Below are 26465 nucleotides of genomic sequence, written 5' to 3'. Positions count from 1 at the left end.
CTGTTATTTTTATTTCATAATTAAATAGGGGAATTTAAGTGGCTTTTGATTACGGCTCCATAGACTTAGGGCTTAAAAACCCGTTTAAAACAGAGGGACTTGTCACCACCTTGCGTGGCGGTATACAGCTAGTCGCGGCTGTATTTTTGCTGGTCTCGGCGGCGGGCTCAGTCAAAGAAGACGCGCTTACCGGTTGGGTTCTGGCTATATTCGGTGTACTGCTGCTTATAGCTGGTATAAAAGTCATCAGTGGCGGCATTATGGCCATGCTTCGTTATTTTGTGGGCCGTAACCATCCAACATCGCTGGCTCGAAACTTTAGTAAGTCGGAGCGTAGTACCTCACAAGAAGAAATGCCTTATGTTGGCTATACCGATCGGGGCTTGGAAGAAATGCTTATGGGTCGTAAAAATGCGACCTTTGTAGAGCCGAAAGGACTGTTGGCGCGCATTGCCCATACGGTTTTTCCTAAGCTTCTATTTATGCCATACCCCGTGCGTAATATGGCGCAGCGTTTGCTTGGCGCCTGGGTTCGTACTCTTATCGCCATGATAGCGTTCGGTTTTGCTGCGTTTGTATCTTTGGCAGGTTTCGCCGGAGAGGCTGGGGAGCTCGCCTTTCCTGTTTATACCGTATTGCTGACGCTTTATTTAATTCAAGTATGGCGCAAAGCGGGAACATCCATTTCCCGAAATGCAGAGCAGTCCATTGACTCAATGGGCGCAGGAGCTTTAGCGAAAACGGTTGTTTTCTCACTGTTACTGCCGGTTATTGTGGGGCTCGTATTTTCCTGGTGGATGTCTTCTGAAAACGTGACAGCCTCAGAAGTGGAAGCTTGGTTTTCTGCGTTGCCTTCGTTTCATGCGGGGCTTTATCTAACAGGCATCGCATTGGGTGCATTAATATCTACTGCTATTTCAATTTTGCTACTTAAAAAGCGCCTTGCAAAAGCCAACCCGGTATCAGAAGTATCAGAGCTTCGTGAAAACTGGCAGGAGTCAGTGCATCCGAAAGAAATATTTATCAATCTCGACAATCTGGTCATGGCGAATCGCCGTTACAAAGAAGTGCCTAACCGCGTATATCGTGAGTTAAACCCTAGCTTGCAAGAGCAAGTAGACGGTAAGGGTGCATTTAATGGTGAGATGATCCAGGAAATACAGCCAAAAGTGAAAGACATGGAATTGGGTGGATCGTTTGGTCAGTTCCGTTTTATAAGTCTGTTGCTGGGCAATTTGCTGTTTGTTGGCGGTATTATTGCAACCTTTCTCTTGGCTTATGAAGTGGCAGAAGTTGCTGCCTTCTTGCGAGGCATTGACTACCAAGTGAATACATCTGCTGAGCTTTTAGCATTTTCGACTGTGGCGGTTGGCGCCATTCATGTCTTTTTAATTGGTTATTTGTTGAAGGCGTTTGCCCACTTGCTGGCGAATGTAGCACATTTATTCTTCGCCGAGATCCAGTTTGAGTCGTTACTTATTTATTTTAAATGTGAAGGTACATTCACCGAGTCTAAAATATCAACCGGAACCGGTATTCACGACAGCACACGCTCTGAAAATACGCTGGTTAGAAGCAGTATTACCCCTTGGGTTATTGTTTCCAGATTAGTAACGACGACCTTTGCTGCTACCGGTATGAGAAATCTGGAGCACCCGCGGCATATTCTGGAAATGCACAGAGCCGATGCGGAGCTCGAGAGTATACGAAACGATGTGATAGACTTTTTGAAAGACAGAGAGTCAATAGCGTCGCTGACCAGCAAGCGTGATTTGGGTAATGCCTCGCAAATTCATCAGCTTAATGAGCAGACTCGTGCGATTCCGGGCTCTCAAGAACGTTTAGATGAGAAGCAGCAAACGTCTGATGAGGAAGCCGCCGGTTACCTCCGGCAGGAAGAAGACTTAAATAACGACAAGCCGTAACGGGAGAAGTATGTCGCAAAATACCATAGCCGAAAACAAAAAACGTCAGGACTTAAGTGGCCACAGTGAGGTTTGGCTTTTCGGCTATGGGTCGTTGATTTACAAAGTCGACTTTCCATACTTAGAGCGTGCGCCGGCTTATATTGAAGGCTGGTCACGACGCTTTTGGCAGGGTTCTCATGATCATCGAGGTACGCCGGAAGCACCGGGGCGCGTGTTGACTTTAATTGAGACTCCGGGAGAGAAATGTACAGGGATGGCCTACAAAGTAACGCCGGATGTGTTTGAGCACTTAGATCACCGCGAGAAAAACGGCTATTTACGCTTTACCACACCCATGACGTTTAGAGACGGCAGCCAGCATGAAGGGCTTGTCTATATTGCGACGGAAGACAATCAGGCATTCTTAGGCCCCGCCAGCAGTGAAGAGTTGGCTAAGCATATAGGTAGCGCCTCAGGACCCAGTGGACCAAACAGTGAGTACTTAGTGAAACTGCAACTGGCTTTGGAACAGCTAGGCGTTCATGACCCGCACGTAGCTGATATTTATCAACAACTTTGCCATCAAAAGCCGCAGGATATTATTTAATTCGCTCCCACGGAAGAGCTTCTTTGAGAACTGGGGGTGTCAAAACAGAGCCTTGCAGTTCTTCACAACCAATATGTTTGAGTAGCAATAGTTTTTCTTTACTGTTGACGCCCGTCGCAATGGTTCGAAGGCCTTTAGCATGAGCTATTTTGACAATAGAAGCGAGCTGGCGTTTAGCGTCGCTGTTTGATCCGGCTGAGTGTATCAATTCGTCGGATAGTTTTATGGCATCCACCGGCAGTTTAAAGAGCGATTGAATGGTGGAGAATCCCTCGCCAAAATGGTCCGCGATAATATTACAGCCAATATTATGCAGCTTTTCTAAATAAGTTCGCGTTTTAGGGGTAAGGTTCATCAATGCTGAATCCAGAACTTCTATACAAATACGAGTGGGTGGGTAATCCGTCGTTTGTATTTTATTTGCCAGTGCGTATAAAACATTAGGTTCCACATATTCGCCCAGAGAAATATCGATAGATACCTTAGGTTGGCGTTGCTGCTGAGCAAATTGACTTAAGTCCTTAAAACAAGACTCAATCATCCACATTAAATACTCTTTCGTTAGCTGGTTTTCTTTAATCATTGAAGAAAACTCGCTAAATACAATGTCGCCTCTGGTCGGATGAAGCCATCGGCTGGAAACTTCTAACGACTCAAAATGTCCGGTGACCGTGCTTAGTCGTGGCTGATAAAGCAATGACATTTCGTTATTGATGAGAGCGTCACTGAATTGTTTTGAAAAGCTTGACTGCTGCTTTGCTGGTTTGCTCTCATCAAAAAATGACAGAATATCGTCGCTGTCTTTAACCCGATAGGCGCGTTCGCGTGATCGGTTGAGCACTTCTTGAGAGCTTTCTGTTAACTGTCGCTTATTAACTCTTAGGATACTGGCACTGGGGTCGAGTTGGTAGGAGGTTCCATCTTCCGCCTGAACCTCTTTTTGCAGATACTCTTTCAGGTTATCCTGAACGTCGTGGTTTTCTTTTTCTGCAGCATGCTGCACGCCGATAAGTTCATTGTCGGAAGCTTGTCCAAAGTGAACCTGATTACCTAACAATTCACTCAATTGCTTGGCCATCAACTTGACCAGCCTGTGAGCTTTCTCGGTGCCTATTTTTTGTTGAATGTCGTCGAAGTTTTTTAGGCGAATGTCAATAATATCAAACAGGGATTCATCACTTAAACGGGGGTTTTTAGACAAGCTTTTAAAATATCCTAGCAATGCTTTGATATTCGGCAGTCCCGTTTCTTGATGGCGGAACTTAGCGTGTTGTTCTCGGCGGAGAGTGGTTTTTAATGTGCTTGAGACCAAACCGGTGATAACCGGAACAAAGGTGCAACTCATCAGCAAAAAAAACCACCCAGTTGACACTAAGTTATCGCTGATGAATGGATAGGATAGAGCAAAAGGCCCCATGACTATCGCGACAATGGCCCCAAACAACAGCCCCACTCTAAAACCGAATAATAAACCGACGATAGCCAGCGGAATATAAATGAGTGAACTATAAATACTAGGTAACCCACCAGAGCTGATAACCAACCGAACTATCGCAGCGCTTAAAACCAGTAAAACGAAGCTCACGATAAAAACGCTTTCCGTTTGCATTCGCAATGCCCTAATCAACACCTTCTGAAAAAATCGGCTTATTTTTGAAAAGGTTACCATTATTCCTACTTATAATATCGTGTTATGTTAATAGGTTATTATCTCGCATTAGAGTGTGTTTAATGTTATCTACTGTCAAGTAGAGCTACTTTAGTCCCGATGGAGGGTATCGTGAGAGAGTCACTGGAAAGACGCTCATTTGTGCTAGCGCTGGCATTGGTAAGTGTTGCGTTCGCGCTAGTGTTGCAGCCGTTTTGGGGCGCCATCTTTTGGGCCTGCGCGGTTGCTGTTATTTTTTTCCCGTTACAGGAAAAGCTCAAAAGTGTGTTTGGCGACAAGCCGAACCGGGCGGCGTTAAGCACATTAATGGTCGCCTTGTTCATTGTTGTGTTGCCGGTTTTAGGCATTGCTTATTCGTTTGTTCAGGAAGGGCTAAGCTTTTATCAAAAGCTTGACTCAGGCAAGGTCAACCCGGGTGAGTTTTTCGAAGAAATTAGAACCGCATTTCCTTTTATTAATGACTTACTGGCTCAGTTTGATATTACGCCAGCCGACGTTAGAGAGCGCCTGTCATCATTTGCTGTGACGGCAAGCCGAATGTTGGCGGAGCAAGCACTTAGCATTGGGCAAAACACCTTCGCTTTTATTATGAGCGTCGCACTAATGCTGTATTTGACCTTCTTTTTGCTTCGCGACGGTAAGCAGTTGCTGCATGTCTTGATGAAGGCATTGCCACTGGGTGACGAACGTGAGCGCAAGCTATTTCAAAAGTTCGCGGAGGTCACCCGAGCCACCGTAAAAGGCAATATTGTTGTCGCTATGGTTCAGGGCGCATTAGGTGGGCTGATATTCTGGCTGCTTGGTATTCCCGGCCCTATTTTATGGGGCGTAGTGATGGCGTTCTTGTCATTAATACCGGCGGTAGGCGCGAGTTTGGTTTGGTTGCCGGTGTCGGTTTACTTGTTTGCAACCGGAAGCTGGATTGCGGGCGCTATTTTGGTGGCGTACGGTGCAATTGTTATTGGGTTGGCGGACAACGTACTGCGCCCTCTGTTGGTTGGTCGTGACACTAAGTTACCCGACTATTTGGTACTGTTCTCAACGCTGGGCGGCATTGCGCTGTTCGGTATCACCGGCTTTGTGCTGGGACCACTTATTGCTGCGCTATTCCTGGTGTTCTGGCAGCTGTTTATGACTGAGTTTAATACCTCGGATGTTTATGAGGACGACGAGCCGCAGCGTTAAAGCTGCGGTCTTAAGTATCCGTCGAGTTGCCCGTTTGGCGACAGTACCCACTGCCAAAGCTGAATGTCGCGGGCGCGAAAAGCGCCCGCACAGGAAAGCAGATAGTACTTCCACATACGATAAAACTCGTCGTCAAACTGTGCTTTCAGTTGAGGCCAGGCGGCATCGAAGTTCTCAAACCAGGCCATAAGGGTTTTGTCGTAATAAGCACCAAAGTTATGAAAGTCTTCGCAGACAAACTTCTGCTCCAACGCCTGACCAATTTGAGAAATCGAGGGAATTTCTCCGTTAGGGAATATGTACTTGCTAATCCATGGGTCGGCGGCGGTATCGCTGACATTTTTACCAATGGTATGTAGTAGGAAAAGGCCGTCCGGTTTGGTGCAGCGCAGAGCAACGTCCATATAGTCGTCGTAGTTTTTCTGACCAACGTGTTCAAACATACCCAGGCTAATCACCCGGTCAAATTGCTCGTTTAAGTCACGATAGTCCTGTAAACGGAACTCGACAGGTAGTCCTTCACAGCGTTTCTCGCCCAGTGCGACTTGCTCTTTGGATATAGTGACACCAACGCATTTTACGCCGTAATTTTCGGCGGCGTACTTCATAAAGCTGCCCCAACCACAGCCTATGTCTAGCACCGTCATGCCGGGCTTAAGCCCAAGCTTTTGACAGCAAAGCTCTAGCTTGTCACGTTGGGCATCGTCGACATTGTCGGCTTTTTCCCAGTAACCGCAGGTGTAGACCATATTCTCATCAAGCATTGCCTGATACAGATCGTTGCCCATGTCATAGTGATGCTGACCCACTTTCCATGCGCGTGATTTGTCCTGCAAATTAAACAAACGACTTTTTAGTGAGTGAAAAATAAGGCGAGCCGGGTTTACTTCGTCCTGAATGCCGGAACGCAGTAGTTTAAAAAAGAACTGATCAAGAGACTCGGCGTCCCACAGGCGAGCCATGTAAGACTCGCCGAGTCCCAGGTTCCCACGAGACAAAGCCTCATCAAAAACAGACTCGTCATGAACTTGCATATCCCAGGCCCGGTTTCCGTTAATGCGAATATCGGCCTTGGCTAATAATTCCTCAACATACGCTTTGGACGTTGCCATAACATTTGGTCCATTCTTTACAGAAATGTCGCATTAACTTAACAGGAAGCTATAACCCTGACAATGACTACTCATTGTCCCTCGGGGGAACGAATAAACTCCGGATAAGCCTCTACACCGCAGTCAACTTTGTCGAGCCCTGAATATTCCTCTTCTTTCGTTACTCTTATACCTAGAGTCACTTTCAGTAAGCCCCAAACCAGGAGACTGGTCAGAAAACCCCAGGCGAGAATGATCGATAGACCGATAAACTGTGTCAGGAATGCTGCGCTTGAATCACTCAGCGGCACCACAAGCGTACCGAATATACCGATAACGCCGTGAACGGATATCGCTCCAACGGGATCATCGATGTGCAGTTTATCTAAGACGATAATTGACAGAACAACGATAATACCGGCGACGAGACCAATAGTTGCCGCTAACCAACTCGGCGGTGTTACTGGTTGCGCCGTAATAGCGACCAACCCTGCCAGTGTGCCGTTTAAAATCATGGTCAGGTCAGCTTTTTTAAAAAACACTTTGGTAAAAGCATAAGCGGCAACCGTTCCCCCGGCAGCGGATATGTTGGTGTTGACGAAAGCAGATGCAATGGCGTTGGCGTCATTGACCGAACTTAACGCTAACTGTGAACCGCCATTAAAGCCGAACCAGCCGAACCATAGAATCAACGTACCTAATGTCGCTAATGGCATATTCGCGCCGGGAATAGCCATGACCGCGCCGCTTCGAGAGTATTTGCCAAGTCTCGGGCCAAGCAGCAGAACCGCAGCAAAAGCGGCAGATGCTCCGGTTAAATGAACAATGCTTGAGCCGGCAAAGTCGACAAAGCCAAGCTCTGCCAAGAAACCGCCACCCCAACTCCAGGCACCTTGTACAGGGTATATTAGGGCGCTTAATGCAATACAAAAAATTAAGAAGCTATTGAGTTTCATACGCTCTGCTACAACGCCTGAAACAATAGACATTGCGGTGGCAACAAACACCATTTGAAAAAAGAAGCCGGCATCGGCTGAATGGGTAGTAGGCGCTGCATCCGGGTACATGACCGAGTAACCAATAAATAGGTAACTAAGGCAGGCTAATGCATACAAGGTGATGTTTTTGGTGAGTATTTCTGTCGTGTTTTTAGCTCTTACCAGGCCGGCTTCGAGCATTGAAAAGCCTGCTGCCATCCACATAACCAAGGCGCCGGAGATGAGCAAAAAGAAGGTATCTAAAACAAAGGGAAGCTGAGCCAGTTGCTGCTGATAATCCATAATAGGTTCCTCTTATAAAGCGTGTTCGTCAGTTTCACCCGTTCGGATGCGTATACATTGCTCCAGCGGTGTGACAAAAATTTTGCCGTCACCAATAGTTCCGGTTTGGGCGGCGGCTTGAATAACTTCTAATGCACGATCGAGCTGGGCTTCGGTGACCGCAATTTCGATACGAATTTTAGGCAGGAAATCAACAGTGTATTCGGCACCGCGGTAAAGTTCGGTATGCCCCTTCTGGCGACCGACGCCTCTGACTTCAGACACGGTCAGCCCTCGGCATCCTATTTCGAATAGGGACTCTTTAACGTCGTCTAGTTTATAAGGCTTAATGAGTGCAATGATCATTTTCATGAGCTTTACCTTGTTAAATAAATGTTGTTACCTCCTATTCACGAACCATGCCAAAAGTTAAGTTATTGATAATATTAAATAATTTTATTTTTATGATCGTTTCCGACCGGGAATGTGCACTATGCCAGTGCACTGCACCAAAAAGTTCTGTTGATGCAGTGCGCTCAGAAGAGATACTATTTACCAACACTATTGAATGATTACAGGGTTTAGCCATGCTGGTAGGTGAACGTCAGAGTGACTTAATTGGACAGACCGATTTGTTGCGTATTCCGTCGTTATCGGACTTGACCGGTTGCGATATATTCGTGAAATGCGAGTTTCAAAACCCGGGCGGTTCGATTAAGGATCGCGCGGCTAAGCAACTTATCGAAGATGCCATGGAGCGAGGCGAACTCAAGCCCGGTATGACGGTGGTTGAGGGCACTGCGGGAAATACAGGCATTGGCCTGGCAGTGGTTGCCAAAGCATACGGCTTAAACATGCTGGCAGTGATGCCGAATGACCAGACGCCGGAAAAAGAGCGAATGATACGTTTGCATGGCGGTGAGCTTATGGCGGTTGACCCAGTGCCGTTTAAAAATGAAAACCACTTTTACCATACGGCGCGCCGGTTAGCAGAAGAGCGCGATGATTGCTGGTGGGCGAATCAGTTTGAAAATACCAGTAACGCACGGGCGCATTACCTGCACACCGCGCCCGAAATTTGGGAACAAATGAACGGTAATATCGACGTTTTTGTGTCGGTGGCAGGTACGGGCGGTACTATTGGCGGTAACTCTAAGTTTTTCAAAGAGCAGGACTCAAACATTGACGTGTGGCTGGCAGACCCTGACGGCTCGGGCATTTATGAGTTTTTGAAAACCGGCGAGTATGTGTCGCACGGTGGGTCGATGACCGAAGGTATTGGCATTATGCGTTTGGTCGAAAACTTTAAGCAGGCCCAAATAGATCATGCGGTTAACTTACCGGATCAGGACTTAGTGACTATTTCCCGCTATGTGCGGGACAAAGACGGTATTGTGCTCGGCAGCAGCTCTGCATTGAACGTGGCGGCTGCTCTGGCGGCGGCGCTTAGAAAAGGAGCGGGGCAGCGCATTGTCACCTTCGCTTGTGACTTAGGAGAGCGATCGGCCAGTAAGCTTTATAACCCTGAATACTTGCGTGGTCGGGAATTAAACCCGGAACCTGAAGCAATAGAAACACTGTTTGAGCGTTACCGCTCGCTGGGCGATAAGGTGTTAGATGTGAGTTGGAACAATGACTAAAAATATCGCTCTAGCGGCAGCACTGTTCAGTGTCGTGATATTGCCGTTAAAGGCAGAGGAAATACCGCAAGAAGGCTCATTATCGAACCTTAAAGTTCCACAGTTTCTAGACATAGCGCACCGGGGGGCCTCAGGATATGTGCCTGAGCATTCGCAAGCCAGTACCGTGATGGCTCATGCAATGGGTGCAGATTACATCGAACAAGACATACAATTGACCAGGGACAGTGTTCCTGTGGTTTTGCATGACGAAGTGCTTGATTATATTACTGATGTCTCTCAAGTTTTTCCGGAGAAACACCGACCGGACGGACATTATTATGTGGTGGATTTTTCGCTTGGAGAATTAAAGCAGCTGTCAATAACGCCTCGTCATAAAGACTATGAACTGGTTTACCCGAACCGCTTCTCTAATAACGATGTTCGCTTTCCGGTTCAAACGTTAGACGAGCAATTGAAACTCATTCATGAACTGAACCGTACACGCGGCAAGAGTACCGGCGTCTATGTTGAAATAAAATCGCCACGCTGGTATCTACAACAAGGGTACGACTCAACAGCCGCTGTTATGTCAGTATTGGCACAAAACGGTTATCACGACACCATGGCAACGCCCATCTTTTTGCAATCGTTTGATCCGGAAGTGCTACGCCGTTTGAAACGAGAATATAACTGGGAGCAACCGCTCATACAGCTTATTGGCGATAACGAATGGGGCATGAGTGATGTCGATTATAGCTCGATGCGCACCAGTGCCGGTCTGGAAGCGGTGAAATCTTATGCCGAAGGGATTGGTCTTTGGTTGAATCATGTGCTGGAAGGCGTTAACGAGGGACAGCCAAAGTGGTCGCCGGTGTTAGATACTGCGGATAATAAAGGCCTGGACGTGCACGTGTATACGTTGCGCGCGGACGACTTACCTGAGGGGGTCGAGTCTCACTCACAATTACGTCAATGGCTAAAAACGGCGGGTGCAGAAGGCGTTTTTACGGACTTCCCGGATCAAAAGTAAAACGCATTTTTAAGCCATCGGAGCCATCGTCGTAATAGCTCGCAAGCACATCAACCGTTTCAAAGCCGCAATCCTGATACCAGGCAATAGCGGCCTTATTGTCAGACTTGACCTCCAGTGAAACGGCTTTCGCTTTGGTTTTTCGTGCGCACGCAATCAACTCATTCATGAGCTTTTGACCAATGCCTTTGCCTCGTGCGTTGGGTGCAACAGCAATGGAGTAAAGCCGCCAAACCGGGCTATTCTTACGCGTAAGTACTAATGCATACCCGAGCAGTTTTTCACCATCCCGCACCACCCAACAGTGAGCCGTTGCTGAGTCAATTAAATGCTTAAAGCTGCGGCGACTGATGCAGCTGTAGTCAAAAGTCGCGCGCTCCAAGCGAACTAATTCATCGAGGTCTGAAGGCTTAGCCAACTCAACGTATACATTCACTGTGGGTTACCTGATCTTACTTACGCTCGTCTAGCCTGCGGTTAAAGTCCGCCATAATGAGACGATAAAGCTCATACCCCAGGTGCAGATCTTCCACGCCGTATTCAATGGACGGGTTATCGTTAATCTCTATTACCACGGGGCCGCGCTCGGTTTGTTTAATATCGACACCGTATAGACCGTCACCAATAAGTCTGGTCGCCTGCAATGCCAGACGAACCACGTCTTTAGGCGCCTGGTGGACGCCAAGCGTTGTAAAAGAGCCGCTTTTCGCGCGAGAAGAGGACTCTTTATGGTTGTATATTTGCCAGTGATTTCGTGCCATAAAGTACTGACAGGCATAGATAGGCCGATTATTCAGCACGCCAATACGCCAGTCGTATTCTGTTTTAATAAACTCTTGTGCCAGCAAAATAGTGGACTGTTCGAATAAGCCTTCAGTGATAGACTGCAATTGCTCCAGGTTCTCTGCTTTTTCAACACCCACTGAAAATGACCCGTCAGGAATTTTGAGCACGACGGGGTAACCGAGATTGTCACCAATCGCTTTGTAATCAATGGCTGACTGACTGAGCAACAGCTTGGTTTTTGGTGTGGCGACGTTGTGTTTGTCTAGCAACTCTTTCAGAAACACTTTATTCGCACACTGAACAATGTCACCCGGATGGTCAATGACCACCATGCCATTGGCTTCCGCCTTTTTGGCGAAGTGGTAGGTGTAATGGTTAATCCGCGTCGTTTCACGTATAAACAAGGCGTCAAATTCCAGCAAGCGGTTAAAATCGTCTGCGGTAATTAATTCAGCATCGATATCGGCTTCTTTCGCCGCCTTAATGAATTGACTCAGAGCGCGCTTGTCGGAAGTGGGAATAGCCTCTTCCGGATTATGCAATATTGCCAAGTCAAAACGCAGCTCTTTGCGTGAACGCGCTTTACGCCAAACACGTTTACTGAACTGGTCTAACGCATTGCCAAAGAAGCTTTGTTCTTCGTCATTGAGCTCGTTCAACGCTCCGGCCTGCAAGGCTGAAATGTACCAACGGCCATTAAACTCAAGCTGGATTCGCAAGATGGGGCACGGATAGCGCTCGAAAATTTGCCGAGCAAAATTCCGCAATGCTTTTTCTTCACACATACCAAAGCAAATAAGCAGTGACAAAGACTGCTTGTCAGACTGTTGCAGGTAACGCAGCAGTGATCGGTCAGTGGCATTAATGAGTAATTGATAATGTGAAAAGTTATTCACATCGTTAATGGTAGCCACCGACGGAATGACCTTTTGACCACGGGCTTCTGCCAGCAAACTGACATAGTAGCCAGTCGACAAGTAAGACAGGTCGTTACAAAGGTTTAAAATACTTTGACGCGAATTAGAGTGAGTCGTTTGCAAGTACTCACTTGCGCTAAGTAAGCTTTGGCTAGGGTAATATGGTTGCCAATCGACCATGTCGTCAATAATGACGTGAGCCTGAGTTTGCATGATATCCTGATATAAAAAGTGTAAAACCCACGAGTTTATTTGCTTATTAAAAGCAACTGACACTATATTAGAAAGATAACGGATAACAAGCAGATTTTATTGTTTTTTTGCTTTGAAAGGAGTCAGATAAATGCTGACAATTTTGGCGAAGCTGCTGAAGGCGCTGAACTCGGAAACGAGCCCATGGGCGCTGGCTTTAGCAGTGGTTTTAGGAATGTTCATTGGTCTGACGCCGCTGTGGCGGATCCATAACCTCATTATTATTCTTGCCGCCCTTATTTTCCGGGTGAACTTAAGTTTGTTTCTGGTTTCTTTCGGTGTGTTTTCCGGTATTGCCTACCTGTTGGATCCGGTTTTCCACGACATGGGATTGAGTATTCTTAATGCATCGAGCTGGCAAGGCATATACGAAGCCGCATACGCTAGTGCGGTAGGGCGTTTGTCGATGTTTAACCACACCATAACGATGGGAAGTGTGGTCTTCAGTTTACTGGCCGCTCCTTTCGTTGCTGCGATTAGCTACTTTATTGTCGCCAACTATCGTAAGCGCATTCAAAAAGCCTTTATGAAACTGCGAGTTGTGCAAATTATTAAAGGCAGCCGGTTCTGGCAAATTTACTCGAGTCTTAGGGGGTAATTATGAAGCGGGGTATTATTCGTTGGCCCGGACTGGCCGTATTTGCCGGGTTTGTGCTGCTGTTGGTGGCTATTTCGTGGTTATTTCTGGACGCCATTATTAAGGTTACTTTAGAGCATACGCTGGGGCGTTTGAATGGCGCTGAAGTGAATATTGAACGGGTCGAGCACAACTGGTCACCGTTGGCGCTGCGCATAAAGGGTGTGCAAGTAACTAACCCCCAGCAACCGACACATAACCGGGTGCAGGTGGGGGAAGCGTCTGCTGACATTAGTCCAACCGAGCTGATTTTGGGACGTACCTTAATTGAACAACTAACAATGACTGGCATTCGTGTTAACCAGGAACGCGACAGTGAGGGGGAAGTTTACGTTCTGCCGTCAGAAGAAGACATGAAGCAATGGGCTGGACAGTCCTGGGAAAACTTAAAAATGTCATTGCCTTCAACTGACGAAATTGTCGCTCAGGTTGACTTGCGGACTGACAAAGTCATTGAAGAGTCGAAGCAAACGTATGAACAACAGAAGCAGCAGGTGCTGGCTGCAAAAGAGGCTCTGCCGAGTGAAGATAAAATAAAGGAGTATGAGCAAAAACTGAAAGAAATAACGGACAGTGATACCTCTGGGCTTGGTGACATTGCTGCACGGAAAAAGGCGCTCGATGAACTGAAGGAATCGATTCGTAAAGACAAAGAGGCGGTCACAAACTTCCGTGACAGAGTGTCAGAAGCGAAAGACGTGCTGCAAACACAAGTGGCAGAGCTGAAAAATGCCCCCGGTAATGACATTGACAGAATCAAGTCGTTTTTTAGTATGGATGGTCAGGGCTTACAGAACGTAACTGGCTTGCTGCTGGGTGAGCAAGCAAAGCAGTGGAGCCAATACCTGTTGCTGGCCTATGAGCAGTTGGGACCGATGCTGGCGCGCTCAGACAACTCCGGAACCGTTGAGCCGGTGCGGGGTGAGGGACAACGTATTTCTTTTGCTGAACAAGATGCGCCGCCAGAATTTTTAATTAAAAAGGCGCGTACCGAGTTTATGGTCGCCGGCACCGTTATTGATGTCGACTGGCAAAATATTACCCACCAGCACAATTTGCTTGGACAACCCACGACGTACCAGGCGCGTGCTGATAACAGTGAATTATGGAAAGCGTTTAACTTAAATGGTGAGTTGTCACTAACAGACTTGGGTATTGATGCCAAACAGCAATGGCAGCTAAAAGGTGCACAACTGCAAAATCTCGGGTTAAGCCAGAGTGCTGAGCTAAGTGCCCAAATTGTCTCTTCATTGCTCGACAGTGACGGCACTATTTTAGTCAGAGAAAACAAGCTTGATGGTACTGCGATGGTCAGAATGCTGAACCTCGATATGGATGCCAGCGGCTCCAGCAAACTGACAAATGCGATTGCCAGCGCACTGGAACAATTACAACGTCTGGATATTGCTACCAACATTGCCGGCGATATTCAAAGTCCATCGTTGAGTTTCGATTCCGACTTAGATGACCAGCTAGGCAGCTTATTAGCCGATACCGCTATGGCGGAGGCGGATGGTAAGTTGGCGGATATAAAAGCCGACTTAACCGCGAAAGTGTCTGAACAGCTTGGCGGTCAGGAAGAGCTCCTACAAAACCTGACGCAATGGAACAGCGAGTCAGGCGAAAAAGGTCAGAAGTTGGAAGAGTTGCTGAAGTCTAAACTCGAAGACAGCCTGAAAGACAAGCTTAAGGGCCGCCTGTTTGGCGACTCTTAAGCCTAATAAGCTTTAAATCATAAACAGGCCAATAGCGATAGCTAGCCCAATCAAAGGGACAACCACGGTAACCGCAGCTATTGGCCAATAAGCTGCACTGTGCGTTTCTTTGCATATTGCTCGAATGGTAGTAACGATATACCCGTTATGAGGCAAAGAGTCTAATGCGCCTGATGAAATCGATACAATTCGGTGAAGCTGTTCCGGGTTAACGCCGGCATCTAAATAGTGAGGCCCCACTTCTGGAAGCGCTATGGCCTGTCCTCCAGAGGCTGACCCCGTCAGGCCTGCAATCACACTCACCGCTACTGCAGCCCCCACCAGCTCGTTACCGGGTAGCCCTGTCATTGCTGTAACAGCCTGTTCAAACGCTGGAGTAATTTTAGCGACACTACCGAAACCAACGACAGCGGCAGTATTACCAATAGCGAGAAGTGCTCCTACGGTTGCCTCATTTATGGCATTCTGTGGTCGGTGAAAATGTTTGATGTTAATAATGACCAATGACAAAACGCCACCCAGCAACGCCAGTATTAAAGCGTTCTGCTGAAACTCTTCGTGGAAGAAGAATGAGATGCTCAGTACTACCAAAAGCGGAATAAGAGACTTAAGCGGGGACGGTAGGTCACGGACAATTGTTTCAGGGTCATCGGGGCGGCTTTCAAAGCGCTCTCCATTAGCAACAGCTTTGTTTATCATTTTCTTGAGCCACCAGTAGCCCATAACGGCCATTAAACACGCAACTACCAAGCTCACTTCCCAGGCCGCATACGGGGAAGTCCCTAAATACTTGATAGGTATCCAGTTCTGTATCTCAGGGGAACCAGCCGAGGTCATTGTGAAAGTAACAGAGCCGAAAGTAAGTGCAGCCGGGATAAAGCGGCGTGGAAGGTTGGCGTCTTTAAAAAGGCTTAAAGCCATTGGATAAACTGAAAAAGCAACAATAAAGACACTGACTCCGCCGTAAGTTAGCACTGCGCAGGCAAGCACAACCGCGAGAACTGCTTGCTTACGACCGAGTTTATCGATAATAGATTTTGCCAAGCTGTCTGCAGCGCCGGTGTCCTCCATGAACTTACCGAACATTGAGCCTAGTAAGAACATAAAAAACCAAGATGCTATGAACCCAGAAAAGCCATCCATATAAGTCGTGACAAAATTGGCATCTCCGGAAAGTACACTGACGTTGCTGGTAATAGCAACTCCCAAGGCACATAAGGGAGCGCTAATAAATAAATTTACCCCACGCAGGGTAAGCACGATAAGTAAGGTCAACCCTCCAATTAAACCCATCATACTTAGCATAGTTTTTCCTTATTATTTTTTGCTAGTAATGATCCTGATGGTCACGAAATACCGTGAGTGACCATTGATATTTAATCGCCCCCAAGCGCATGACTAATGTTGCTGACATACCTGCTGCAAGTGCGATAAGCGGTTGGAATGGCACTAATAAAACGTAAACCGTCGCGCCAACCAGACAAGTGGTTGCATAAAGTTCACCTTTGAGAACCATAGGTACGTCGCGCGCAAGTACATCGCGAAGCATGCCGCCAAAACACGCCGATATCGTGCCCATAATGACGGCAATAAACGGTGAGAACCCAGCCGTCAGTGTTTTTTCCGCGCCCATAGCGGCGAAAAAGGCGAGACCGAAAGCATCGGCTATTTGTAGTGTTGTCATGGGTATGTAGGCTTTGAACCTCAACCAGACAATCGTCAATAGCGCCGCCGTTAAAATGGTGTACAGATAGACTTCATCATGTGTCCAGAAAACCGGCAAGCCGAGTATAAGGTCACGGATGGTGCCGCCGCCAATAGCGGTTGCGGAGGCGAGAACGATGACGCCAAAACCGTCCATCTTCTTACGAAACGCTAATAATGTGCCAGCTATCGCAAAAACAGCGACACCAGCCTGATCTGTCCAGTAGAATATATGTTCCATGTGCGGTATAAAAGATCAAAATGTTAAGGCTTAGTTTGTCATTAACTTTTGATGATGCCCAGTACAAATTATGCCGCCTCATAACAGTACAGCTAAGGATTAGCGCCAATGAGTGTTACCCAGTGCACTACAAAGCATGCAGTTGATGAACTGGTAGAATCATATCAGCGAGTGCCTATGCTCATTATAGCGACGCACCCGAGCCGCGACCGTATTGGCGAACGAGCAGCATTGCTCGACTTGCACTTGTCCGGAACCGACTATTTAAGTCGCGTAAAACCCGAGTTCGCCAAAAATGGTAATGCGGGGCGAGCGTTGCTTGACGAATATGTGAGTCGCTCCCCCATTATTTTTGAATCCACAGATAATGGCGGCATTAAATTGCGAGCACACAGTACAAAGACAGTGTTGACTATAGCCGGACGACGTCCCCAGGACGAGTACTTGATAAGTGAGGACGAGCTAGACAATGGCGTGGTGCTAGGGCTTAATCACCGAATTGTATTGTTGCTTAAAAGTCTTCCATTAAAAGATACAACGGTCGATGATAACCATACACTCATGGGGCTAAGCGCAGACATCCAGGCAATACGTCAGCGGATTTCGCACCTAGCCACCCTGTCTGTTCCTGTGATTATTCGAGGCGCGATTGGCGTTGGTAAGCAACAAGCGGCGCATGCTATTCATAAAGAGCAGTTTGGTGATGATAAGCCCTTTATCTCCGTAAACTTAGCCGCAATTCACGATGCGGTCGCTGAGATTGAATTATTTGGGGTCGTCCGAAACGGCAAGCATCAGGCGGGTTATTTTGAACAAGCCGCCGGAGGAACCATTGTACTGGAGGATATTGAGGATGCTTCCGATAATATCCACAAGTTGCTGAACAGAGCTTTGCAGAGCCAAAGTGTCATGCCGAAAGATGGTGCACATGCACTACCTATTGAGTGTCGCATTATTATAACGAGTCACCAGGAGAGCAGCGCGGTCGATGAATCGTCGATGGTTTCAATGCTGTTTGAAAAATTGGCTCCTTATCAGCTGTTTATGCCACCTTTAGTGCAGCGCAGAGAAGATATTGGCCTACTCTTTAACGCGTTTGTGCGTGAACAATGGTGCAAACTCTATCCGGAAACAACAGACCAATTTGTCATACCGGGTGAATTGATGAAGCAACTTATGACTTTCACCTGGCCGGGCAATGTGCGTCAGCTTAGAAATGTCGCAAGGCAAGTGGTTATAGACAGTCGAAATCAAGAACAAATGTATTTAGACCCTCAGTTATTATCTTTATTGAAGCCGTCGTCCTCTAAAGTGGGCCCGGCTGAGTCAGAGTCTAAACAACGTCGACCCAACAGCGTGAGTCGGGGGGAATTAACCGGAGCACTTGAGAGCTGCCGCTTTGAACTTCAAGCCGTTGCTAAAAGGCTGAACATATCCCGGGCGTCTGTTTATCAGCTAATCCAGCGTTTTGATGGTCTTCATACGGCGCAGGATCTCAGTGAGTCGGATATTAAAGATTGTTACGCGAAACATCGGGGCGATACCGAAGCAATGATGTGGGAATTACGGGTCTCGCAGATAGGCTTGAGACGCCGTTTAAAAAGCTTAGGTTATGACATTTGATTCTACTGAGAGTGGAAGAACTTTCTGTTAAGATACATTGTCTGTAAATTGCGAATTGTATTTTGGTTCCTGTGTCCCCATATCTTCGGGGAAGCAACTAAAACGAATAATAATTTAACCATTAATTTGAGGGAAACTTATGGACTTTTTTATTAGCCCGGCATATGCCCAGGAAGCTGGTGGACAAAGCGGTGGCGGTATGGAACTTATTTTCATGCTGGTCATGTTCGCGTTGATTTTCTATTTCATGATTTACCGCCCACAAGCGAAACGCGTGAAAAAACATAAAGAACTGATGGGCTCTTTAAGTAAAGGTGATGAAGTACTGACTCAAGGCGGGTTAGTTGGAAAAATCACTAAAGTAAGCGATGAAAAAGATTTTCTTGTTATCGCATTAACTGACGAGTTAGAAGTGACCATTCAAAAAGGTGCTGTGACTTCTGTTCTTCCTAAAGGAACCATGAAATCACTGTAAAGTGATGAAAGAAATAATCAGGGGCACGACGTGTTAAATAAATACCCGTTGTGGAAAAACCTGCTGATTATCTTTGTTGTATTAGTGGCAGCGCTTTATGCGCTGCCAAATATTTATGGCGAAGACCCAGCAGTGCAAATTTCCGCAGACAGAAACGCAACGATTGATGCAAGCACGATGGATCGCGTGCGCAATGCGCTTGACAGTGTTGATATAGAGCCGAAAAGCGTATCATTAGAGAATGAACAACTGTTGGTTCGTTTGAATTCAGACAACGAGCAGTTAAAGGCCAGAGAGACTATTCTCGACAGCCTGGGCGACAATTATATTGTCGCGCTTAACCTGGCACCAGCAACGCCGGAATGGTTGAAAAGTTTAGGTGCACAACCTATGAAGCTGGGTCTGGATCTGCGAGGTGGTGTTCACTTCTTAATGGAAATCGATATGGGCGAAGCAATGTCCAAAATTATCGATGGCATGAAAGACACCGTTAGAACCGAGCTGCGCGAAGAACGCATTCGATACAGTGCTGTCCGAGTGGACGGTACGGCGGTCGAGATCGAACTTCGAAATGACGAAGCGTTTCAAGAGGCTGCGCAATACTTAGATAACCGTTATCAGGGTTATGTGTTGGCCGAAAATGAAGAGACTCGCACTTTGCGTTTGGAAATGACCGAGCAGAAAATTGCGGAGACACGCGACTACGCGGTTGATCAGAACATCACTATCATGCGCAACCGTGTGAATGAATTGGGTGTTGCGGAGCCGGTCATTCAGCGTCAGGGCTCTAACCGTATTGTGGTTGAATTACCCGGCGTACAAGACACTGCTCGCGCTAAGGAAATTCTGGGCGCAACCGCGACGTTGGAATTCCGTATGGTCGACAGCGAAAATGATGTCCGTGACGCCATGAACGGCCGAGTCCCGTTTGGCAGTGAACTCTTACCTATGCGCGATGGCCCTCAGCAGCTGCTGAAAGAAGACGTTATTTTAACGGGTGACCACATCGTTAACGCTGGGGTTGGCTACGACGAATATAACCGTCCACAGGTAAATATCACGCTAGACGGCGTTGGTGGTAACAAAATGTCGTTGGCAACAAAAGATAATGTCGGTAAACCAATGGCAACCGTCTTTATCGAATACGAAGCGACGGATGAACGTGATGAAGAAGGTAACTTACAATTCACCAAAAGTGCTGAAGTTATCAACGTTGCAACGATACAGTCGCGTCTGGGCAGTAATTTCCGCATTACCGGCGTAGGGGCGCAAGAAGCACAAAACCTTGCGCTGTTATTGCGCGCCGGTGCGTTGATTGCGCCGATTCAAATTGTTGAAGAACGCACGGTTGGTCCAAGCCTCGGCCAGCAAAATATCGATTCAGGTACACAGGCTATTTTCTGGGGCTTCGTTTTAGTTCTGGCGTTTATGGTTGTGTACTACAAGAAGTTTGGTCTAGTCGCTAATGCGGCGTTGGCAACCAACTTAATTTTAATTATTGGTGTCATGTCGATGATACCAGGCGCAACACTAACCTTGCCGGGTATGGCGGGTATTGTTCTGACCGTTGGTATGGCAGTCGATGCAAACGTGCTTATTTTTGAGCGTATACGCGAAGAAATAAAAGCGAAGCGCAGTCCGCAACAAGCTATTCACCATGGTTATGACAGCGCGTTATCGACCATTGCCGACGCCAACGTCACCACATTAATTGCCGCACTTATTTTGTTTGCTATTGGTAATGGGCCAATTAAAGGCTTCGCTATTACTCTGGCAATCGGCATTATTACATCCATGTTCACCGCTATTGTCGGTACGCGTGCCATTGTTAACTCCGTTTGGGGTGGCAAGCGCTTATCGAAGCTGTCGATATAAGGGAGGTACAGGAAAATGATGAATTCAGAAGAACGACTTCCCTTTATGCGCTTCCGGGGTATTGCCGGAATTATCAGTGCATTATTGGTTATTGCCTCTATCGTGTCGTTGTCGGTTAACAAGCTGAACTTTGGTCTCGATTTTACGGGCGGTACGTTGTTAGAAATAGGCTTTCAGGAGCCGGCTGATCTGAACCGAGTACGCAGTTCTTTAGAAAGTGAAGGTTTTGGAGACGCCGTTGTTCAAAACTACGGGACTCAGGAGGATATTTTGATTCGCCTTGAGCCTCGTACTGATGTTAAAGCTGAAGAGCTAGGCTCGAATATCCTTGAAGCACTGCGTGCAGAGTTCGATAAAACAGTTGAAATGCGCCGTATTGAATTTGTCGGTCCCAATGTGGGTGACGAGTTCATTGAGCAGGGTGGCCTGGCTATGCTTACTGCCCTCATTTGTATACTGCTATATATTGCAATGCGTTTTGAGTGGCGCTTGGCCGTCGGTGCAGTAGCCGCATTGGCACATGACGTGATACTAACGTTGGGGCTATTCTCTTTCTTGCAATTAGAGTTCGACTTAACGGTACTGGCTGCTCTTTTAGCCGTAATCGGTTACTCCATTAACGATACCGTTGTGGTGTGTGACCGAATTCGGGAAACGTTCCGTAAGTTCGCTAAGCTGACTCCGTTGCAAACGGTTAACCGAGCACTGACGGATACATTAAGCCGTACTTTAGTCACGTCAATTACCACTATTTTGGTGTTATTGACCTTGTTCTTCTTAGGCGGCCCGTTAATTCACGGTTTCGCAACGGCACTGTTATTTGGTGTGGTTATTGGTACTTACTCGTCGATTTATATTGCGAGTACCGTCGCGTTAGCCTTTGGTGTAAGCCGAGAAGACTTAATGCCGCCGGAAGTTGAAAAAGAAGGTGCAGATCAGGACCCTCTTCAATAAGAGGGTTCTGAGTTATCATTACAGGAGATAAGAGCATGTTAGCCGTTGTTTCACCTGCTAAAAATCTAGACTATGAAAGTGACTTACCGAAGTTAGACGTCACCCAGCCAAGAATGCTGGACCAGGCAGAGGCCTTGGTTAAAGTCTGTCGCAAACTCAGTCCGCAAGATTTAGGGTCGCTCATGAAAATTAGCGACAAGCTAGCGGGCTTAAATGCGGCGCGATTTGAAGAGTGGCAACGGCCGTTTACAGAAGATAATGCTCGCCCGGCAATGTACGCGTTTAACGGCGATGTATATGCTGGGTTAGATGCCGATACGTTAGACGCTTCTGCCGTGAAAAACGCCCAGCAGCACCTGCGTATCTTGTCAGGTTTGTATGGTGTCTTAAGACCCCTTGACTTAATGCAGCCATACCGCCTGGAAATGGGCACAAAGCTGCAAACCGAGAAAGGCAAAAACCTTTACGAATTCTGGGGTGAGTCGATAACCGAACAGTTAAATCAGGACTTGGAAGCTATTGGCAGCTCAACATTAGTTAACTTGGCGTCGAATGAGTATTTCTCTGCGGTAAAACCGAAAGCCCTTAATGCCGACATTATAACGCCGGTGTTTAAAGATGAAAAAAATGGCCAATATAAAGTCATTAGTTTTTACGCTAAAAAAGCAAGAGGCATGATGGCGCGCTTTATAGTGAACCAAACGCCACAATCTGTGTCTGATCTTAAAGAGTTTGACGCGGCCGGATACAGCTACAACGGCGACCTGTCAAAAGGTAATGAGCTGGTATTCTGTCGGGCAGAGCAAAAATAAAGGAGCCCTGAATGAGTGACGACAAAGTAGAAAATTCTCCGGCAACGGAAGACGCTAGCCGGAAAACAACTTGGGCCGTTGTTATTGTCATTGCGGTTGCTGTCATAGCTGCTGTTGTTTGGTGGTGGTTACCGGCAGAAAAGCCGCAACAGCAAGAAAAAGTGAAGGTAGAACAATCGACCTCAACTGAGGTGGAAGCCGAACCTTATCAGCCTGAAGAGCCCGAAGAAGAGCCTGAGCCTTTACCTGAGCCGGTAGAGCCTGAGCCTGAACCGGTTAAACAACCCGAAGAAGCCCCCGAGCCTGAGCAAATAGCACTGCCGGAGCTGAACAACAGTACGCCTACGGTTTTACAGGAACTGGACTCGAGCGATATTAACATTCGTCCGCTGAAAAGTTCTCAGCTTATCCGTGACGCTGTTGTATTAGCGGACAATATTAGTAATGGCAGTATCGTCCGAGACCGCACTATTGTTCAGCGTCCTGATGGTCGTTTTAGCGTGATAGAAGTGGATGGTGAGCTGTACATTGACGAAAGTTCTTACCGTCGTTATGACGCGTTGGTCGATTGGTTTGTCAGTCTCGACGCGTACGCGTTGGCTGACAACTATGAGCTGTTTAAACCCTTAGTCCAGGAAGCCTATGCGGAAATTGGCTACCCAGATTCAGACTTTGATAATACTTTAATGGAAGCGATTGATGTGCTGTTGTCAACACCGGTACCTGAAGGTTTGGTGGAGGTCAAAGCCGACAGTGTGATGTACACCTACGCCGATGACGCCTATGAAGCGTTACCGGCTGCCCAGAAGCAACTACTGCGCATGGGGCCAGACAACATTGAGCGTATTAAACAGAAATTAAGAGAAATACAGAAGGCATTGCAGTAATTTATGAAAAATAACGATCAGCTTCCTGAGTTTGTGAAAGGCGAATTTCCGGTGAGAGACAACCGTTTCTTGCGCTGGGTTGGTCGCGTTGGAATGCGTCTCATGGGAGGCTGGAAAATTAACGGCAGTATGCCTGCGGTAAAAAAGGCTATTCTGCCGGTCGCACCGCATACGTCAAATTGGGATTTTCCGGTTGGCGCGTTTGTTATGTTGGCTATGGGTCTAAAGCTGAATTACTTGGGTAAGAACAGCTTGTTCCGGTTCCCAATCAAAACATTGATGACCAAGCTGGGCGGTATTCCGGTTGATAGAAGTGCTGCGAACGGTGTGGTTGGCAGTATGGTTGAGCAGTTTCGCAGTAAAGACGAGCTCATTTTGGTCATTACTCCGGAAGGCACGCGGAAAAAGGTGACCGAATGGAAGAAAGGCTTTTTGCACATGGCTAAGCAGGCAAAAGTACCGGTCATACCGGTCGCTTTCGATTTTGCCCGTAAAGCCATCGATATCGGCCCGGCACTCATGATAACCGATGAAATCGAAAAGGAGTTGCTTCGTGTGAAGTCATTTTTTGCGCACGCGCAGGGCAAACGGAGTGAAGCATCGTGCTGAGAAGGTTAGCTGCTGTCGTTATTAGTTTTCTTGTACTGGCCGCAATGCCAGCTAAGGCGGGCGACTTTTGGCAACAGCAATGGACGGTTCCTGGTGAAGCTGAAAGTAATAACTTAATTATTCGTCCTATACGGGAGTCTGATAAAGCGCGCTTTTTTCACTCTTACATGACATCACAAAAATGGTTGTATAGGAAACTCGGCTGGGCTTGGCCTTCTGAGAAAAGTACGCTGGAACAAAACAGTACAATGGTGGACTACCACCTGGAACAAGCCGAACAAAAGACTGCGTTCACTTATGTTGTATTGGATAAATCCGACAATTCTATTATTGGTGCGGTTTATATGGTGCCTGTGGCGTCGGAGCGCCAGGAAAACAGTGGTATTTCAAAAAGTGCCTATAACGCAGAAGTCAGCTGGTGGTTGTTAGAGAGTGCTGTCGATAATAACCTCCATAACGATCTCTTCGCTTTACTAACGCGTTGGCTTGGGGAAAGCTGGCCATGGCGGCAGGTTATGTTTCCTGTCTCTGAAGATAACGCAACAGCTCTGCAACTGTTAGAAAGCAGTAAAGCACGCTACATTGGCAGAAACCTCGATACACGGGAAAAGTATTTCTCTTACGCAATTTCACGCAAATAATTCCTCTTTGTGCTATGATCGCGCGCAATTTGCGATTTAGTACTAACGACAGGTCAATTAAGGAAAACTTATGCAGGTAATTGAAGGCGGTATTAATGCGGCTGGCAAAAAATTTGCCATTATCGTATCTCGCTTCAACCATTTCGTTGTTGAAAGTTTACTGGACGGTGCGGTTCAAACATTGAAGCACTATGGTGAAGTAGCTGACGACGACATCACTGTGGTACGTGTTCCTGGTGCTTACGAAATTCCGGTTACCGCAAAGCGTTTAGCCCAATCTGGAAAATACGATGCAATTATTGCTGTCGGTGCGGTCATTCGTGGTGGCACACCTCACTTTGAATTTGTTGCCGGTGAATGTAATAGCGGGCTAGGTCGTGTTGCGACCGAATTTGGGCTGCCTGTCGCTTTTGGCGTTATTACCACAGACTCACTGGAGCAAGCGATTGAACGAAGCGGCTCTAAGGCAGGTAATAAAGGTTCAGAAGCAGCATTAAGCGCACTCGAAATGGTCAACGTACTGGATAAGATCTGAAAATGAAACCTGCAGCAAGAAGAAAAGCACGAAAATTAGCGGTACAGGCTATTTACTCCTGGCAGTTGTCGCAAAACAGCTTCAGCGATATTGAAGCACAGTTCTTGACGGACACCGACACCAGTAAAGTGGATGTTGACTACTTTCTTGAGCTGGTACGTGGCGTCGGCGGTCAGTACCGTTCGCTTGATGAGTCTTTGAAACCCTTTTTGGCACGTCCAATAAACGAGCTTGATCCTATTGAGTTGGCGGTTCTGCGTATAGCGGCCTATGAGTTAAGTGAGCGCATGGATGTTCCGTACAAAGTGGCTATTAACGAAGCTATTGAACTTGCTAAGTCATTTGGGGCTGATGAGAGCCATCGTTTTGTCAATGGTGTATTAGACAAGGCAGTAGATACATTAAGACCCGCACGAAAATAGTTATGCCTCAAGACGAGTTTTCTCTCATTAACGACTATTTCGCAAATCGCTCCGCTTGTCGGAGCGATGTTGCAATTGGCATTGGTGACGACGGTGCAGTGGTGAAACCTTTACCCGAGCATGATCTTGTTGTCGTGACTGATACGTTAGTTGAGGGCGTACATTTTGATAAAACCACACCACCAAGAGCCATTGGACATAAAGCGGTCGCCGTTAACTTAAGTGATTTAGCAGCTATGGGCGCCCAGCCCAGCTGGATAAGCCTTGCACTCACTTGCCCTAATACTGATAACGACTGGCTAGCAGAATTCAGTAGTGGACTTGACGAAATTTGTCGTTATTACGACTGTCAGCTTATTGGCGGAGACACCACCAAAGGCCCGCTAACGGTCACAGTGACGGCTCATGGTCAGCTACCAACCGGAACCGCCATAAGCAGAAGCGGTGCCAAACCCGGAGATTGGGTTTATGTGAGTGGCTCATTAGGTGATGCAGGGTTAGGCTTAAAAGTAACACAGAATAAAGTCAGCACCACTGGTCGCCACTTACAGCATGTCATCGAGCGGCTACACTACCCAACGCCGAGAGTTGCAATGGGGCAAGTATTGCGGGGTGTAGCAACGTCGTGCATTGATGTGTCGGATGGTTTGGTGGCAGACTTAGGGCACCTGCTAAAACAGGCTCAGGTCTCTGCGCAAATTGAGTTAGAAAAGTTGCCACTATCACTAGCGCTTACGGAAACGCTGGAAGCCAATGAGGCATTAGCGATGGCGCTAACCGCCGGTGATGACTATGAACTTTGTTTTACCTTGCCGGAAGAGCACCGCGGGCGCATGGAAACGCTAACGTCACACTTAAAGACCAAGCCAGTCTGTATCGGCAGAATCGTCAAAGGTGCTGAAGCGAAAATTGACATGCACTATGAAGGCGAGCCGTGGGAGCTTCCCGAGGGCTATAAGAGCTTTAATCACTTTGCTACAGGCGAACGGGTCAGAGAAGGCGAGTAAGTT

At 47.2% G+C, this 26465-nt stretch carries 26 protein-coding genes; 18 read left to right on the top strand and 8 right to left on the bottom strand.

Annotated features, from left to right (window positions below):
* The first annotated feature begins 38 nt into the window (after positions 1 to 38).
* Positions 39 to 1925 carry a hypothetical protein gene (locus EST55_RS08630; RefSeq protein ID WP_129497156.1) on the top strand — a complete coding sequence of 629 codons (1887 nt, stop codon included), beginning with the start codon at positions 39 to 41 and terminating at the stop codon, positions 1923 to 1925.
* A 10-nt stretch (positions 1926 to 1935) separates the two neighbouring features.
* Entirely contained in the window at positions 1936 to 2514 is a 579-nt protein-coding gene (locus EST55_RS08625) for a gamma-glutamylcyclotransferase (RefSeq protein ID WP_129497155.1), read from the top strand.
* Here the strand turns inward: EST55_RS08625 and EST55_RS08620 are convergent.
* Positions 2507 to 4123 (bottom strand): EAL domain-containing protein, encoded by a 1617-nt coding sequence (locus EST55_RS08620; protein ID WP_164976535.1) that lies wholly within the window; start codon positions 4121 to 4123, stop codon positions 2507 to 2509. The genes EST55_RS08625 and EST55_RS08620 overlap by 8 nt on opposite strands.
* 171 nt (positions 4124 to 4294) lie before the next feature.
* Between EST55_RS08620 and EST55_RS08615 the strand changes: the two genes are divergently transcribed.
* Entirely contained in the window at positions 4295 to 5368 is a 1074-nt protein-coding gene (locus EST55_RS08615) for an AI-2E family transporter (RefSeq protein ID WP_129497153.1), read from the top strand.
* Here EST55_RS08615 and cfa read toward each other — a convergent pair.
* The 3 genes from cfa to EST55_RS08600 all read right to left on the bottom strand — a co-directional run bounded on the left by cfa (position 5365) and on the right by EST55_RS08600 (position 8090).
* Complete coding sequence (cfa, locus tag EST55_RS08610; RefSeq protein WP_129497152.1) at positions 5365 to 6480, bottom strand: cyclopropane fatty acyl phospholipid synthase; 1116 nt, start codon at positions 6478 to 6480, stop codon at positions 5365 to 5367. The two genes, EST55_RS08615 and cfa, sit on opposite strands and share 4 nt — an antisense overlap.
* A gap of 71 nt (positions 6481 to 6551) precedes the next feature.
* Positions 6552 to 7739 carry an ammonium transporter gene (locus EST55_RS08605; RefSeq protein WP_129497151.1) on the bottom strand — a complete coding sequence of 396 codons (1188 nt, stop codon included), beginning with the start codon at positions 7737 to 7739 and terminating at the stop codon, positions 6552 to 6554.
* 12 nt (positions 7740 to 7751) lie between these two features.
* Positions 7752 to 8090, bottom strand: coding sequence for a P-II family nitrogen regulator (locus tag EST55_RS08600; protein ID WP_129497150.1), 339 nt, complete (start codon positions 8088 to 8090; stop codon positions 7752 to 7754).
* Positions 8091 to 8305: 215 nt separating this feature from the next.
* Here EST55_RS08600 and EST55_RS08595 point away from each other — a divergent pair, with 215 nt between their 5' ends.
* The gene (locus tag EST55_RS08595; protein ID WP_129497149.1) at positions 8306 to 9358 is read left to right on the top strand and encodes a cysteine synthase A; all 1053 of its coding nucleotides are present in this window, start codon (positions 8306 to 8308) and stop codon (positions 9356 to 9358) included.
* Entirely contained in the window at positions 9351 to 10370 is a 1020-nt protein-coding gene (gene glpQ / locus EST55_RS08590; RefSeq protein WP_129497148.1) for a glycerophosphodiester phosphodiesterase, read from the top strand. The genes EST55_RS08595 and glpQ overlap by 8 nt, the downstream gene beginning before the upstream one ends.
* On the opposite strand, the gene EST55_RS08585 is transcribed toward glpQ, so the two are convergent.
* Both EST55_RS08585 and EST55_RS08580 read right to left on the bottom strand, forming a co-directional pair.
* The gene (locus EST55_RS08585) at positions 10345 to 10806 is read right to left on the bottom strand and encodes an N-acetyltransferase (RefSeq protein WP_100691487.1); all 462 of its coding nucleotides are present in this window, start codon (positions 10804 to 10806) and stop codon (positions 10345 to 10347) included. The two genes, glpQ and EST55_RS08585, sit on opposite strands and share 26 nt — an antisense overlap.
* 16 nt (positions 10807 to 10822) lie before the next feature.
* Positions 10823 to 12286 (bottom strand): RimK family protein, encoded by a 1464-nt coding sequence (locus EST55_RS08580; protein ID WP_129497147.1) that lies wholly within the window; start codon positions 12284 to 12286, stop codon positions 10823 to 10825.
* 130 nt (positions 12287 to 12416) lie between these two features.
* Between EST55_RS08580 and EST55_RS08575 the strand changes: the two genes are divergently transcribed.
* A complete protein-coding gene (locus EST55_RS08575) occupies positions 12417 to 12923 on the top strand; it encodes a DUF2062 domain-containing protein (protein ID WP_100691489.1) in 507 nt (168 codons plus the stop codon).
* 2 nt (positions 12924 to 12925) lie between these two features.
* On the top strand, positions 12926 to 14677 hold the full coding sequence (locus tag EST55_RS08570) for a TIGR03545 family protein (RefSeq protein ID WP_129497146.1): 1752 nt from the start codon (positions 12926 to 12928) through the stop codon (positions 14675 to 14677).
* Positions 14678 to 14689: 12 nt separating this feature from the next.
* On the opposite strand, the gene EST55_RS08565 is transcribed toward EST55_RS08570, so the two are convergent.
* Both EST55_RS08565 and EST55_RS08560 read right to left on the bottom strand, forming a co-directional pair.
* Positions 14690 to 15982 (bottom strand): SLC13 family permease, encoded by a 1293-nt coding sequence (locus EST55_RS08565; RefSeq protein WP_129497145.1) that lies wholly within the window; start codon positions 15980 to 15982, stop codon positions 14690 to 14692.
* A gap of 22 nt (positions 15983 to 16004) precedes the next feature.
* Positions 16005 to 16622 carry a trimeric intracellular cation channel family protein gene (locus EST55_RS08560; protein ID WP_088767507.1) on the bottom strand — a complete coding sequence of 206 codons (618 nt, stop codon included), beginning with the start codon at positions 16620 to 16622 and terminating at the stop codon, positions 16005 to 16007.
* Between the two features lie 108 nt (positions 16623 to 16730).
* On the opposite strand from EST55_RS08560, the gene EST55_RS08555 reads away from it, so the two are divergent.
* From EST55_RS08555 to thiL, 11 genes are all read left to right on the top strand, one after another.
* Positions 16731 to 18245: a sigma 54-interacting transcriptional regulator gene (locus EST55_RS08555; protein ID WP_129497144.1), complete on the top strand. Its 1515-nt coding sequence runs from the start codon at positions 16731 to 16733 to the stop codon at positions 18243 to 18245.
* 139 nt (positions 18246 to 18384) lie between these two features.
* Positions 18385 to 18720: a preprotein translocase subunit YajC gene (gene yajC / locus EST55_RS08550; RefSeq protein ID WP_088767508.1), complete on the top strand. Its 336-nt coding sequence runs from the start codon at positions 18385 to 18387 to the stop codon at positions 18718 to 18720.
* A gap of 30 nt (positions 18721 to 18750) precedes the next feature.
* Positions 18751 to 20595: a protein translocase subunit SecD gene (gene secD / locus EST55_RS08545; protein ID WP_129497143.1), complete on the top strand. Its 1845-nt coding sequence runs from the start codon at positions 18751 to 18753 to the stop codon at positions 20593 to 20595.
* Between the two features lie 15 nt (positions 20596 to 20610).
* On the top strand, positions 20611 to 21549 hold the full coding sequence (gene secF / locus EST55_RS08540) for a protein translocase subunit SecF (protein ID WP_100691498.1): 939 nt from the start codon (positions 20611 to 20613) through the stop codon (positions 21547 to 21549).
* Between the two features lie 35 nt (positions 21550 to 21584).
* Positions 21585 to 22361: a peroxide stress protein YaaA gene (gene yaaA / locus EST55_RS08535; RefSeq protein WP_129497142.1), complete on the top strand. Its 777-nt coding sequence runs from the start codon at positions 21585 to 21587 to the stop codon at positions 22359 to 22361.
* Between the two features lie 11 nt (positions 22362 to 22372).
* Positions 22373 to 23248 (top strand): DUF3014 domain-containing protein, encoded by an 876-nt coding sequence (locus tag EST55_RS08530; RefSeq protein ID WP_129497141.1) that lies wholly within the window; start codon positions 22373 to 22375, stop codon positions 23246 to 23248.
* A gap of 3 nt (positions 23249 to 23251) precedes the next feature.
* Positions 23252 to 23857 carry a lysophospholipid acyltransferase family protein gene (locus tag EST55_RS08525; RefSeq protein ID WP_100691501.1) on the top strand — a complete coding sequence of 202 codons (606 nt, stop codon included), beginning with the start codon at positions 23252 to 23254 and terminating at the stop codon, positions 23855 to 23857.
* On the top strand, positions 23851 to 24498 hold the full coding sequence (locus tag EST55_RS08520; protein ID WP_240665284.1) for a GNAT family N-acetyltransferase: 648 nt from the start codon (positions 23851 to 23853) through the stop codon (positions 24496 to 24498). The genes EST55_RS08525 and EST55_RS08520 overlap by 7 nt, the downstream gene beginning before the upstream one ends.
* Positions 24499 to 24568: 70 nt before the next feature.
* Entirely contained in the window at positions 24569 to 25033 is a 465-nt protein-coding gene (gene ribE / locus EST55_RS08515; protein WP_053953707.1) for a 6,7-dimethyl-8-ribityllumazine synthase, read from the top strand.
* 2 nt (positions 25034 to 25035) lie between these two features.
* Positions 25036 to 25455, top strand: coding sequence for a transcription antitermination factor NusB (nusB, locus tag EST55_RS08510; protein WP_100691502.1), 420 nt, complete (start codon positions 25036 to 25038; stop codon positions 25453 to 25455).
* Between the two features lie 2 nt (positions 25456 to 25457).
* Positions 25458 to 26462 carry a thiamine-phosphate kinase gene (gene thiL / locus EST55_RS08505; RefSeq protein ID WP_129497140.1) on the top strand — a complete coding sequence of 335 codons (1005 nt, stop codon included), beginning with the start codon at positions 25458 to 25460 and terminating at the stop codon, positions 26460 to 26462.
* Positions 26463 to 26465 lie beyond the last annotated feature (3 nt).

Source organism: Idiomarina sp. 29L, from assembly GCF_004123135.1.
Classification (GTDB): domain Bacteria; phylum Pseudomonadota; class Gammaproteobacteria; order Enterobacterales; family Alteromonadaceae; genus Idiomarina.
This window is presented reverse-complemented; position numbering and strand designations above follow the sequence as displayed.